Below are 12,672 nucleotides of genomic sequence, written 5' to 3' on the forward strand. Positions count from 1 at the left end.
CTTCCAGAGTGGAAGAAAAAAAATGGCTACCATCCCCCCGCGCGACGAAGAATAGCTCGGTACCTTCTGCAGGGTTCAACGCCGCGCGAATAGCTTCTCGGCCAGCCAGCGCGATAGGCCCCGGAGGCAGTCCTTTGTTGCGATAGGTGTTATATGGATTACTGCGATCACGCAGGTGCGCTCGCGTGAGATTGCCATCGAAAGACTCACCCAGGCCGTAGATGACGGTTGGGTCTGTTTCTAACCTCATATTCTTTTGTAAGCGGCGCACAAAAACACCGGCGATAACCGGACGTTCACTGGCGACACCCGTTTCTTTCTCGATAATAGACGCCATGACCAGCGCTTCATACGGCGAGGTATAAGGCAGATTAGCATCGCGCGCCTGCCACTCCTCTTTAAGCACCCTGTTCAGTCTTTCGTGCGCCTGAGTGATGATTTCAGAGACGGGCTGGTTGCGGTGATAAACATAGGTGTCCGGGTAAAGCTGTGCTTCAGCATGAACTGTAAGACCAAGATAGTCGGATACACGCTCGACGGTAAGGGCTCCGAGGTCTTGTTGAAGATACTCAGCCTGACTCAACGCTTCGAGAGCGGCAGACAGCCTGCGTCCTTCAATTAAGGAAACCCGATACGTTCTGGTCTGAGCTTCCGCCAGGTACGGCAATATCGTGAGGCTGCTGAGCCCCGGGGGAATAATAAATTCACCGGCACGAACATCACGCGCCCCGCCAGTCAGTCTCGCAGCAACTTTCAGGCGAAGAGCCGAACGAAGCCACCCCTGATCTTCCCACTGCTGCGCCATGCTGTTCAGCGACTGTCCCTTCTCGATCACGACAACGACAGACGTTTGATTAAGGTTTTTCTGACTCAGCCACCAGTACCCTACGGAGCCGAGAATAAGCCCTGCCAATACAAGCAGAGCTATCATTGCGAGCAAGAGTCGCTTAAGCATCATTCAAACATTTCCTGATAGGCAAGCTGCCATCGCTTTGCTTCTGGTGCCACATCCAGAGTCTGGCCATCAAAGATGTGACAGGAGCGAATTCCAACAAGACTATTTGTAAAAATCAGCCCTTGAGCGCTGTTAAGCTCGGGCAGACCAAAGTTTTGTACGTTGATTTCGGGGTTCGTATCCAGCAACCAGTGTCGTACTACTCCATTAATCCCCGACGAGGTTATTTCCGGGGTTAGCCAACGGCCGTCCAGTTTAACAAAAACATTGCTCATGCACCCCTCAATCACGATCCCGCTACTATCGAGCATGATGCATTCATCCCACTCGACATCGAAGCTGTCGCGGGCAAGTACCTGCTCAAGTCGGTTCAGGTGTTTATGCCCAGCGAGCAATGGCTGAGTCGATAACACAATATCGCTCGTACCAGCAACGTAAGGGGATGTTGAAAACGCCGGTGCATTGAAATAGCGCACCGTTACCAACGGCATGAGATCTGGAGTGAATCCGTATCCTCGTGGACCAACGCCTCTCGTTACCAGAAGCTTGCACGCTGTCATACCGACTGGATGCGCCATCGAATCAATCGCGTGCAAAACGAATTCAACCGCGACGTCACTGAAGCGGAGCGCTTTCAGCCCCAGTGCCAGGCGCTCGACATGCATTTGCCAGAGAGGTGCAACACCGCGACCATCAAGACGGACCGTTTCAAAGAGCCCATCACCGAACTGCTGCCCTCTGTCATCAAACTCCTGCGCATCAGACTGCCAGCCATTTCCGGCCTGATAGTTAAACTTCATTGAGATATCCGGCTAAAAATCAGCGTGGCATTAGTCCCACCAAAGCCAAAGGAGTTGCTCATTACATGCTCCAGCGGCATATCCCTTGAAACTGGGCCGATCAAGTCGAGATCACAACCAGGGGACGGCGTTGTCAGGTTTAAAGTCCCCGGAGCCTTCTGGTCACACAGAGCAAGGACTGAGATGAGAGCTTCGAGCGAACCAGCAGCACCAATCAGATGGCCAGTCATCGACTTAGTCGAGGAGATCGCGACACTGTTGGCCGCCTTACCGAAGGCGGATTTTATCGCATTAATTTCAGCGAGATCGCCCGCAAGGGTCGACGTGCCGTGAGCATTAATGTAGCCAATATTGTCGGGCGTTAAGTCAGCATTGTGAAGAGCATTGGCCATCGAAAGCGCCGCCCCCTCGCCGTTCTCAGGTGGTGAGGTCACGTGATAAGCATCATCACTCATGCCAAACCCTGAGAGCTCTGCGTAGATCTTTGCCCCCCTCGCCTGAGCATGCTCAAGAGACTCGAGAACAAGAACAGCAGCGCCACTACTAAGAACAAACCCATCACGGTAAACGTCCCAGGGGCGACTTGCCCCCTGTGGACTATCTGTACGCGTGCTCAATGCACGAGCAGCGGCAAAGCCAGAAATCCCCAATGGCGAACACGCCATCTCAGCCCCGCCAGCGACCATCAGATCTGCATCGCCGAAGGCAATGGTTCGTGCAGCGAAACCGATATTGTGTGTACCGGTGGTACATGCGGTGGCAATTGAGAAGTTAGGGCCTTTGAAGCCGTGTCGGATTGCTATGTTACCAGCAGCCATATTGACAACCGAACCAGGCACAAGGAAAGGAGATACCCGCCGTGGCCCACTGTTATTGAGCGTATCGACGTTTGTTTCTATCGTCGATATGCCGCCAATACCAGAACCCACCGCAACACCGCAGCGAACCGGATCGTACGTCTCTCCGAGCCCTGCATCATTAAGCGCCTCATCTGCGGCGACCAGCGCGTATTGAATAAACGGGTCAAGTTTGCGCGATTCTTTTGCAGATAGTACATCATCCGCACAAAAACCTTTAACTTCACCACCGAAGTCAACGGAATAACCTGTGGTATCAAATCCCGTTATAGGACCTATCCCACTTTCACCTGCAAGAATCGCTTTCCAGGTATCCGGAGCATTCAAGCCGCACGGATTCACCGTGCCCAGCCCCGTAATCACTACGCGTTTGGTTTTCATATTCAGTCACCCGCCCAGAATGAATATACCCTGCAGCATTTCAGTGTCGGGACAGAACCCCGCTCATACGGTGGTTGCCGCAGGGCACAAAAAAGCCGCGACGGCTGCGCGGCTTTTTCCTATCGCTACTAACCCTTACAGGTTAGCAACGATGTAGTCGATAGCTTCCTGAACGGTAGTCAGCTTCTCAGCCTGCTCGTCTGGAATCTCAGTCTCGAATTCTTCTTCCAGAGCCATAACCAGCTCTACAGTGTCGAGAGAGTCTGCACCGAGGTCATCAACAAAAGAAGATGAAGCTTTTACTTCTTCTTCCTTAACACCCAGCTGTTCACAGACGATTTTCTTTACGCGTTCTTCAATGTTGCTCATTGCTATATTCCTGACTTGTTAAATTTTCCAGAAGGTCAGCGAGACCTTAGCCCATGTTCATACCGCCATTCACATGAATGGTCTGGCCGGTAATATATCTCGCGTCTTCGCTTGCCAAAAAGGCAACCGCGCCTGCGATATCATCGACATGACCGAAGCGCTTACCCGGAATGGAGGCTAGGATGGCCTCTTTTTGCGTTTCAGGCAAGACATCTGTCATGTCAGTTTGAATAAATCCAGGCGCAACACAATTCACGGTGATATTGCGACTGGCGATTTCCTGAGCAAGCGAGCGACTGAAGCCTTCCAGGCCAGCCTTCGCGGCGGCGTAATTCGCCTGACCACCATTGCCCGTCGTGCCAATAATCGAACTGATATTCACAATACTTCCGGCTTTTTGCTTAAGCATTGCCTTAGCCAAAGCCTTGCACACACGAAAGACTCCGGTGAGATTGGTATTCACCACCGCATTCCAGTCATCCTCATTGAGGCGCAGGAAGAGATTATCGCGCGTTATGCCGGCATTATTCACTACAACGAAAGGCGTACCGTACTCAGAAAGTAAGGCTTTCAATGCCGCCTCAGTCTGTTCGCTATCGGAAATATTCAGAACCAGAGCCGAGTGCTCGTCACCATGTTCGCGCAGCTTTGCCTGAAGGCTCTCAGCACCTGACTCACTGGTTGCGGTCCCTACAACCCGGTAGCCATCTGCGATCAGGCGCTCAGCGATAGCAAAACCGATACCACGGGATGCACCAGTCACAAGAGCCAGTTTTTTGTCTGACATTATTCTGCTCCCTGAATTTTGGCCATGCTTGCTTCCAGCCCCGCGAGATCGCCAGTACCCGCAACAGGCAGGCTTTTATCAATACGCTTATTAAGACCGGCAATAACCTTACCTGGCCCAAACTCAACAGCGAGCTCTGCATGATGTCGAACCGCAGGTACGGCTCCGGTCCAGTTAACCGGGCTGTAGAGTTGTTGAAGAAGGCGTTGAGGAATCTCTTCCAGCGTTGCTGGCGCATTACCAACATTGTGGTAGACGGGGAATTTAGGCGCTCGCCACTGAATCCCCTCAAGGTCGGCTGCAAAAGTATCCGCTGCTGCTTTCATCAGACTTGAATGGAACGGACCACTGACCGCAAGAGGAAGTGCTCTCTTGGCACCGGCTTCCTTCGCAAGCTCTATGGCTTTTTCAATACCTGCCTGCTCGCCGGCGATAACAATCTGCCCCGGCGCATTGAAGTTTGCTGGCTCAACAATGCCCTCCTGGGACGCTGCTTCACAAACCTCGACGATCTGCTCGTCGTTCAGACCCAGTATGGCCGCCATGCCCCCCTGCCCAGCAGGAACAGCAGCTTCCATCAGTTCGCCGCGACGGCGCACAAGGCGGACGGCATCAGCGAAATCAATTGCATCTGCAGCAACTAACGCCGAATACTCACCGAGTGAATGGCCCGCACCTGCGGTGACATTGAGTGCTGGGCTGTGTTTGCTGACGACACGCCACACAGCCGTACTCGCAGCAAGCAGTGCTGGCTGAGTATTGAATGTCTGATTGAGGGTGGAATCCGGCCCATCAGTGACCATCTTCCAGAGATCGATACCAAGAGCATCGGAGGCTTCAGTGAATGTCTCACTGAGTTCAGAATACTGTTCCGAGATATCAGATAGCATGCCCACTTGTTGAGCACCCTGCCCCGGAAAAAACGCAATCACGTCGGTCATTGCACAACCTTATCGTTATTTTCTTCAAACGTTCTGGTGACACCAGAATATAGCTGCGCATTGTGACAATAAACCACATCAAATGCACAGGATTATTGCCTGAAACTCACCAGCTGGCCCGCCAGACATCCCGGTACGCACCGCCTAGCCAGTAATTTTCAGAAACTCTGCTTCCATGGCCTGATAATCCCGGGTCCTCAGCTGGCGAACCATATATTCAAGCGCATACCGGAATGAGCGCTCATCGGATTTACCGTGCGTTTTGGCCACATTGCCGGCGATACCCAGAAGCATCGCCCCACCATGACGCGCTGGAGAGACCTGGCGATCAATCCGGCGCATTGTGGCTTTCCATAAAGGGTAGAACCACCGCAACGCCAGTGAGCTACGCAACTCTGAGCCCATCATATCCAGGAGCCACTCGATCAGACCTTCCGTTGTCTTTAGGGTGATATTTCCAGAGTAGCCATCACAGATGACAGCATCGAGATCGCCATCAAACAGGCGATCACCCTCGCGAAACCCCGCATACAAAGAGCCAAGCTGATCATTGAAAAGCGCACCAGCGGCCTTGATGGTATCCGTGCCCTTCCCGGGCTCCGTGCCAATATTCAACAGAGCAACCCTTGGTTGTTCATTGCCGCCAGCCTTGTACCAGGCAGCCGCAAGAAAACCCAGCTGCAGTAACTGCTCAGACGTCATACAGATATTCGCCCCAAGATCCATCATCAGGAGAGGACGCCCTTTCGTAGGCAGTTGAGTTGCAAGGGCTGGCCGGTCAACACCATGAAGTGCACCCAGGTGTTTTCGCGCCAGAACCAGCAAGGCACCAGTATTTCCGATCGACAGAACACCATCGGCTTCGCCTGAAGCATGAAGCGCCAGACAGACAGACATGCTGGAATCCGAGCGTTCTTTCAGGGCCTGACGAGGAGTGTCGTCCATACGGACATGCTCACCACAAGAAACAAGGCGTGTACGTGGCTGGTATTTTCCGAGAATTTTACGCGCAGCAGCGTGAAGAGACTCTTCGAGAGGCAGGATAACTTCGACGTCGGGGTCGTTTTTCATCAGGGCCCGACACGCCCTGAACGCAACGCGGGGACCTAAGTCCCCGCCCATCGCATCAACCGCTATGGTAACCATAGAATCAGTTGCTGCCAGTCTCCACGACTTTCTTGCCACGGTAGAAACCGTCAGCACTTACGTGGTGGCGACGATGAGTTTCGCCAGTGGTAGCATCGGTAGACAGAGCGATGGTGTTGGTATCAACAGCATCGTGTGAACGACGCATACCGCGCTTAGAACGGGTTACTTTGTTTTTCTGAACCGCCATGGTAGGGCTCCTGGTTAATCGCTATTTCTGTTTAAGCTGCGCAAGGACGTCGAACGGATTAGGTCGTTCTGTTTCCTCTGCGGCAATGTCTTCTTGTGGCTCTATTTTGAGTGCCTGACACTCATCCTGAGGGTGCATCGGAAAGTCCGGCAGGTTGAGCAGAAGCTCATCCTCAATAACATCCCAAAGATCAAGACGGCCTTCTTCATCCAGCTCGACGGGTTCCAGCCGCTTTGGCAGCGCCTTCGCCTGATCATCATTGAAGACCAGACCCAATCGAAACTCGGCAGAAATTTCGAACCGTACATCCCCCAGACAGCGCTGACACTCCATTACCACCCCCGCGCTGCACTTACCGGTCAATGTCCGTAAGCGCTCTTCATCCCGACCAAATTCAACTTCGCATTCGACATAGTCGTCGAGTGAGCGGGTAGAATCTACCAGCCGGGTTAGCTTGTTACTTTCGATCTTTCCTTTAAGTTGTTGATTTACTTCAACTAACTTAAAAGCATCGATGCGCTTGGGAAGCGGAGCCTCTGTCATAGTGCGCGACATCATAGGTATGTCGCCCTCTCATGTCAAAATTATTTAGCGAACCACGCGCGCTCTAGCGCATGGTCATTACCTGAGTACTGAAGAAAGAAGCGACACCCTTGCCGAAGCTGGTACCGAACTGCTCCATAAACTCAACAAATGGGTCTTTTCTGACGGTGTAGTTAACCAGCTCATCAGTACCCAAAAGATCACGCGCGACCTGGCTCGATGATGCAAGACCATCAACAAGACCAAGCTCTACCGCCTGCTCTCCTGTCCACACCAGACCACTGAAAAGATCAGGATGATCAGACAGACGGTCACCACGGCCAAGCTTTACCTGAGATATAAATTGCTTGTGCGTAGTATCCAGCACACCTTCCCAGAATTCTTTCTCCTCCTGACGCTGCGGAGAGAAAGGATCGAGAAACGCCTTATGCTCACCAGAGGTATACAGGCGACGCTCAACACCAAGCTTATCCATAGCTTCGACAAAACCAAAGCCTGACCCGACAACACCAATGGAACCAACAAGACTTGCTTTGTCTGCATAGATCTCGTCCGCGGCGGCAGCGATGTAATACGCCCCCGAAGCACCGATATCCATAACCACCGCATACACAGGGAAGTCCGGCCGCGTTGATTTCAACCTTACGATTTCATCGAACACATAGCCCGACTGGACAGGGCTACCGCCCGGACTATTAATTCTCAGTATCAACCCCAACGCCTCGTCATTATCAAAGGCGTCCCGCATGGCACCAATAATGCGATCGGCACTTGCATCCTCTTCCGCAGAGATAGCGCCGCGCACTTCAACTACAGCAGCATGCGGACCGACAGCAAAGCCAGCGCCGCCATCTCCTCCTTTCGATGCCCCGCCATATATAATCGCAGCGATCACGAAGAGGTAGCTGAAGGTCAGGAGCTTAAAAAATATCCCCCAGCGTCGAGCAGTTCGCTGCTCCTGCTGTGACGCCATAAGCGCCTTTTCTATAAGCTTCCACTCTTTGCTGTTGTCTTCAGGGCGACGAAATTCGTTGTTATCCATTAATACCAATCCAATCTGAAAGTTCGTTAATGCTATGACAGATAACTCGAGGCCCACAAGCTCTGAGTCTTTGTTCATCATGAGCGCCGTGACTCATACCAGCAGAGTCCATTCCTATGGCAGCTGCCATTTCAAGGTCATACGTCGTATCACCCACCATAAGCGCAGAGTCAGCTGAAACACCAAGTTCCTCAAGAATCTCACTCAGCATAAGCGGGTGTGGCTTTGAGCGAGTTTCATCTGCGCACCGGGTTGTATCAAAGACCCCAGAGAGAGAAAGATCTTTAAGTATGCGATCCAACCCCTTGCGACTCTTACCGGTGGCAACGGCAATCTTCCGGCCATTTGCAGACAGCCCATCAAGCAGCGACTCAGCACCATTGAACAGATTCATCGCTATCTGACTGTCGTAGACAAAGTAGCGCGCATAAGCCTCTCTCATCGGTTCCATTTGATCCGGAAGCACATCAGGCCAAACGGTCTTGATTGCCTCGGGCAAGCCCAATCCGATGATATTCTGAATATCGGCATCAGGGACATCCGGCAAGCCAAGCTCCTGCCCTGCACGGCGCATACTATCCACAATCCGACCTGTCGAGTCTGCAAGCGTGCCATCCCAGTCGAAGATAATTAACTGATATTTCATGAAACACCCTCCAGATTGCACCCTACTTTTCTGAAAATCGACTTAAGTTCACCATCCGGCTTAGCCTCGATACTCAGACGCTCACCAGAAATCGGGTGTCGGAAGCTCAACCGCCAGGCATGCAGGCACAGCCGACGAATTCCTTCATCTTTATCCTGCTGCTTTTCCGTGCGATCGCTGTACTTTTCATCCCCCGCAATCACTGCACCTTGAGCAAGACAATGAACACGGATCTGGTGGGTCCTGCCAGTGACAGGCTCAGCTTCAACAAGAGAGTATCTCCTACCTTCAGACAGCAGCCTGGTGCGTGTGTGGCAGGACTTGCCCTCCTCGCTCACCACCACAATCCGTTCACCAGACTGACGCTCCGTACGCAGCAAAGGTAGACGAATATCAGACACCGCCGGGTCCCAATGCCCATGCACGAGCGCCAGATACTTTTTGCTGATTCCGCGTTTATCTACCAGCATCTGCTGCAGAGCCGTCAACGCTTTGCGCTTCTTGGCAATCAGAATGACCCCTGAGGTATCGCGATCCAGCCGGTGAACCAACTCAAGAAAATTGTGATCCGGGCGAACCTTACGAAGTGCCTCGATCAACCCGAGCGAAACGCCACTCCCGCCATGCACAGCCAGACCATGAGGTTTGTTAATCGCCAGTAAGGCATCATCTTCAAACAATACCGAGTCTTTCAGTATCTTTTGCAGCGCGGGAGAGACATCCGGCACCTCATTCGCCTCAGGCAGCCTGACCGGAGGAACCCGCACGCGATCACCTTTTTTTAACCTTGAGTCGGCTTTAGCGCGCCCCTTGTTTATACGAACTTCACCCTTCCTGATGATGCGATATACAAGCGTTTTTGGCGCCCCTTTAAGCAGACTTAACAGAAAATTATCCAGGCGCTGACCATCATTACCTTCATCAACATCGATAAAGTTAACCTTGGCCGGGTCTAACTGTGGTTTGGGCATGCGAAGAAGTCACCAGCGATTTATTTTGTTAAGGCAATTGCTGCCCCTGAACATTGTTGCTATATTCCGGCGTGATCGGGTGTAAACCGAACATAAGTAGCGCACTCCACGTCAGTAAAACTGCCGAATGGACAACGCTCCCCGGTCAGGCCGCGAGGCGGCCAAGTATAAAGGAAGATGAATACGGTAAACACTCTTCCCTAGAATTGATTCGGCGGAATGACTCCGCCCGGTGAGATAAACCGCGCAGCTACCTGCAGGCAATCTCGCATTATCAAATTATGGACAGTGTCGGTGTCTGCTGAGCGGAGCAACAACCAGCCCGCAAACACCATTGCCCCGGGAAACGCGATCTGTAAGACGGATTCCTCGGCAGAGCACCCATAAATATTTTGGTAATAACCGGCCCTGTAGGCCGTGATGAACACTGCGAAAGTGATAAATAGATTCCCCTGCCCCGCACTCGTGCGTGACAGGTTACAAGGCGGCACTACCGCCACTATCCTTCGCTGCTGAACAAACACAGCAGACAGGTCCTGCGTTGCCAGTCAGGTACGTTGCCCAACAGAGTAATACGTACCGCATGAAAAGAATGCTGATCAACGCAACTCAGACAGAAGAGTTGCGTGTAGCCCTTGTAGACGGCCAGAAGCTGTACGACCTGGATATTGAGTCCGGTGGTCGCGAGCAGAAGAAGTCTAATATCTACAAAGGCAAAATCACCCGTATCGAGCCAAGCCTTGAGGCAGCCTTCGTCGACTTCGGCGCTGAGCGTCATGGCTTCCTTCCGCTCAAGGAAATATCTCGCGAATACTTCTGTAAGGACCCAGGCCCAGGCCGCATCAACATCAAAGAGGTGTTAAAAGAAGGCCAGGAAGTTATCGTTCAGGTTGATAAAGAAGAGCGTGGCAACAAAGGCGCCGCACTAACTACTCAGGTAAGCCTCGCTGGCCGTTACCTCGTCCTGATGCCTAATAACGCCCGCGCTGGTGGTATTTCACGCCGCATTGAAGGTGATGAACGCACTCAGCTGCGTGAAGCCATGAAAGGCGTCAACGTGCCTGACAAAATGGGCGTTATTGTGCGCACGGCCGGCATCGGTCGCTCGAGCGAAGAACTTCAGGCGGACCTGGATTACCTGGTCCATCTTTGGGAAGCGATTTCCCGCGCCGCAGAGGAGCGTGAAGCACCGGCACTCCTGTTGCAGGAAAGCAACGTTATTATTCGCGCAATCCGCGACTACCTGCGCCACGATATCGGCGAAGTCCTCATTGATACCGACGCTGCCTACAACGAAGCTCTTGCCTTCGTTCAACAGGTCATGCCTCAGTACCAGAACAAGTTCAAACGCTACGAAGATCCAGTACCACTCTTCAATCGCTACCAGATTGAAAGTCAGATCGAGAGTGCGTTCCAGCGCGAAGTAAAACTGCCATCCGGTGGTTCTATTGTTATTGACCCGACCGAAGCTTTGGTCTCCATTGATATCAACTCTGCACGCGCCACCAAAGGGTCAGACATTGAGGAAACAGCCCTCAATACCAACCTTGAAGCCGCTGACGAGATTTCACGCCAGCTGCGCCTGCGCGACATGGGTGGCCTGGTTGTTATCGACTTCATCGACATGATGGCTAACAAGAATCAGCGCGAAGTTGAAAACCGCCTGAAGAAGGCACTTGAGGTCGACCGTGCTCGCGTCCAGGTTGGCAGAATTTCCCGCTTCGGCCTGATGGAAATGTCGCGCCAGCGTCTGCGTCCATCTCTCGACGAAACTGCAGCACACGTCTGCCCTCGTTGTAGTGGCACAGGCGTCGTACGCGACACCAAATCATCAAGCCTGTCGATTCTTCGTCTCATTGAAGAAGAAGCAGCGAAAGACAACACCGCTCAGGTTCGGGCAATCGTTCCTGTTTCGGTTGCATCCTTCCTGCTCAATGAAAAGCGCGCACTGATCGCTGGCATTGAACAGCGTCACAACTGCTCCGTCGTTGTTCTGCCAAATCCAAATATGGAAACGCCACACTACGAGGTTCAGCGCCTTCGCCCGGACGACACCATGGTTGGTGAAGTTTCCTACGAGCACCGTCTCGATATGGACGAACCAGAGCATCTGAGCGAAGCCCTCAACGCAGAACCTGTTCGTCAACAGGAAGCTGCAGTGAGCACTGTACCGCGCGCACCTGCTCCAGTTGCCACTACGCAGCCACAAGAAGCCGCGCCTCAGTCAGCTGGTCTGTGGGGACGTATTGGCCAGGCCATCTCTGCCCTGCTTACCACAGAGAAAGAGCCTGAGGCAGCACCACGCCCGGAAGTCCGTGTTAACAAGAACACCAAATCCGAACCAAAAGCGAAAAATGCTAAGAACGGTCGCCGTGACAACCGCCGCAAAGCGGACGACGGAGACGACAAGCGTCGCAATGGTCGCCAGCAGGATAAAGCCCGTAATGGCAAAGCTTCTGACAAGCCAGCCAACGAACGTGGTGGCAAGAATGGCCGCAACAATCAGCGTGACAACCAGCGCGACGGTCAGCGAGATAGCCAGAATGGCGATACCCAGGCAAAAGGCGATAACCGTAAAGGTCGCAACAGCCGCCGCAACGGTAACGACAAGCCTGAAAACACTCGCAATGAAAAGCCTGCACGCCAGAACAAGGGCAACCAGGACTCTTCAGATACCAACGAGAATCCGAACGCCAAGCGCGCGCCTCGTCGCGATCGCAGTCGTCGTGAAGATATTCCCAAACCACAGAAGCCTGCGGCAAAGGAGAATCCTGAAGAACTGGTAGCAGATACTCAGCCGGCGAGCATCAGCAACGAAGCCAAAGCTGAACAGCCAGCTACTGCAGAAGTTAAGACAGCTGACGCAAAATCAGAAGAAACAGGCAATCAGACTGATAATCGAGCAGACGGCAACGGTCGTCGTCGTGGCCGTCGCCGTTCGCGCAAACCTGCTGCTCAAACTGGCGAGAACACAGCGACTCAGACTGATAGCAAGCCTGAAGCGGAAGCTAAGCCTGCAACAGAAGCTAAACCAGCAGCAGAAG

13 protein-coding genes are annotated in these 12,672 nt (G+C 52.8%); 1 reads left to right on the forward strand and 12 read right to left on the reverse strand.

Annotated elements, in window-relative coordinates:
- From mltG to B2067_RS11465, 12 genes are all read right to left on the reverse strand, one after another.
- A partial coding sequence (gene mltG / locus B2067_RS11410) for an endolytic transglycosylase MltG (protein ID WP_301388536.1) occupies positions 1-958 on the reverse strand: 958 nt, incomplete at its 3' end.
- Positions 955-1,755 (reverse strand): aminodeoxychorismate lyase, encoded by an 801-nt coding sequence (gene pabC / locus B2067_RS11415; RefSeq protein ID WP_301388537.1) that lies wholly within the window; start codon positions 1,753-1,755, stop codon positions 955-957. The genes mltG and pabC, both read right to left, overlap by 4 nt.
- Complete coding sequence (gene fabF / locus B2067_RS11420) at positions 1,752-2,993, reverse strand: beta-ketoacyl-ACP synthase II (protein ID WP_068443469.1); 1,242 nt, start codon at positions 2,991-2,993, stop codon at positions 1,752-1,754. Before fabF ends, pabC begins: the two co-directional genes overlap by 4 nt.
- A gap of 135 nt (positions 2,994-3,128) precedes the next feature.
- Complete coding sequence (gene acpP, locus B2067_RS11425; protein WP_068441653.1) at positions 3,129-3,362, reverse strand: acyl carrier protein; 234 nt, start codon at positions 3,360-3,362, stop codon at positions 3,129-3,131.
- Between the two features lie 46 nt (positions 3,363-3,408).
- Positions 3,409-4,149 carry a 3-oxoacyl-ACP reductase FabG gene (gene fabG / locus B2067_RS11430; RefSeq protein WP_068443464.1) on the reverse strand — a complete coding sequence of 247 codons (741 nt, stop codon included), beginning with the start codon at positions 4,147-4,149 and terminating at the stop codon, positions 3,409-3,411.
- Complete coding sequence (gene fabD / locus B2067_RS11435; protein WP_301388538.1) at positions 4,149-5,090, reverse strand: ACP S-malonyltransferase; 942 nt, start codon at positions 5,088-5,090, stop codon at positions 4,149-4,151. Before fabD ends, fabG begins: the two co-directional genes overlap by 1 nt.
- 144 nt (positions 5,091-5,234) lie before the next feature.
- The gene (locus B2067_RS11440; RefSeq protein WP_301388539.1) at positions 5,235-6,236 is read right to left on the reverse strand and encodes a phosphate acyltransferase; all 1,002 of its coding nucleotides are present in this window, start codon (positions 6,234-6,236) and stop codon (positions 5,235-5,237) included.
- A gap of 4 nt (positions 6,237-6,240) precedes the next feature.
- The gene (rpmF, locus tag B2067_RS11445; protein ID WP_068438725.1) at positions 6,241-6,426 is read right to left on the reverse strand and encodes a 50S ribosomal protein L32; all 186 of its coding nucleotides are present in this window, start codon (positions 6,424-6,426) and stop codon (positions 6,241-6,243) included.
- 21 nt (positions 6,427-6,447) lie between these two features.
- Positions 6,448-6,984, reverse strand: a complete 537-nt coding sequence (locus B2067_RS11450) for a YceD family protein (protein ID WP_273092200.1) — start codon at positions 6,982-6,984, stop codon at positions 6,448-6,450.
- A gap of 49 nt (positions 6,985-7,033) precedes the next feature.
- Positions 7,034-8,011, reverse strand: a complete 978-nt coding sequence (locus tag B2067_RS11455) for a S49 family peptidase (RefSeq protein ID WP_068443453.1) — start codon at positions 8,009-8,011, stop codon at positions 7,034-7,036.
- Entirely contained in the window at positions 8,004-8,657 is a 654-nt protein-coding gene (locus B2067_RS11460) for an HAD-IA family hydrolase (protein WP_297533971.1), read from the reverse strand. Before B2067_RS11460 ends, B2067_RS11455 begins: the two co-directional genes overlap by 8 nt.
- Positions 8,654-9,628, reverse strand: coding sequence for an RluA family pseudouridine synthase (locus tag B2067_RS11465; RefSeq protein ID WP_301388540.1), 975 nt, complete (start codon positions 9,626-9,628; stop codon positions 8,654-8,656). Before B2067_RS11465 ends, B2067_RS11460 begins: the two co-directional genes overlap by 4 nt.
- Positions 9,629-10,211: 583 nt before the next feature.
- On the opposite strand from B2067_RS11465, the gene rne reads away from it, so the two are divergent.
- Positions 10,212-12,672 (forward strand): ribonuclease E (gene rne / locus B2067_RS11470; RefSeq protein ID WP_301388542.1); only part of this gene is annotated, 2,461 nt, incomplete at its 3' end.

Origin of the sequence: Thalassolituus sp. UBA2590, from assembly GCF_002339775.1 — a bacterium.
Classification (GTDB): Bacteria; Pseudomonadota; Gammaproteobacteria; order Pseudomonadales; family Oceanobacteraceae; genus Thalassolituus.

Excerpts from the sequence above, each read along its gene's own strand:
- pabC (WP_301388537.1), bottom strand. The coding sequence starts at position 1,755 with ATGAAGTTTAACTATCAGGCCGGAAATGGCTGGCAGTCTGATGCGCAG.
- fabF (WP_068443469.1), bottom strand. The coding sequence starts at position 2,993 with ATGAAAACCAAACGCGTAGTGATTACGGGGCTGGGCACGGTGAATCCG.
- acpP (WP_068441653.1), bottom strand. The coding sequence starts at position 3,362 with ATGAGCAACATTGAAGAACGCGTAAAGAAAATCGTCTGTGAACAGCTG.
- fabG (WP_068443464.1), bottom strand. The coding sequence starts at position 4,149 with ATGTCAGACAAAAAACTGGCTCTTGTGACTGGTGCATCCCGTGGTATC.
- fabD (WP_301388538.1), bottom strand. The coding sequence starts at position 5,090 with ATGACCGACGTGATTGCGTTTTTTCCGGGGCAGGGTGCTCAACAAGTG.
- B2067_RS11440 (WP_301388539.1), bottom strand. The coding sequence starts at position 6,236 with ATGGTTACCATAGCGGTTGATGCGATGGGCGGGGACTTAGGTCCCCGC.
- rpmF (WP_068438725.1), bottom strand. The coding sequence starts at position 6,426 with ATGGCGGTTCAGAAAAACAAAGTAACCCGTTCTAAGCGCGGTATGCGT.
- B2067_RS11450 (WP_273092200.1), bottom strand. The coding sequence starts at position 6,984 with ATGATGTCGCGCACTATGACAGAGGCTCCGCTTCCCAAGCGCATCGAT.
- B2067_RS11455 (WP_068443453.1), bottom strand. The coding sequence starts at position 8,011 with ATGGATAACAACGAATTTCGTCGCCCTGAAGACAACAGCAAAGAGTGG.
- B2067_RS11460 (WP_297533971.1), bottom strand. The coding sequence starts at position 8,657 with ATGAAATATCAGTTAATTATCTTCGACTGGGATGGCACGCTTGCAGAC.
- B2067_RS11465 (WP_301388540.1), bottom strand. The coding sequence starts at position 9,628 with ATGCCCAAACCACAGTTAGACCCGGCCAAGGTTAACTTTATCGATGTT.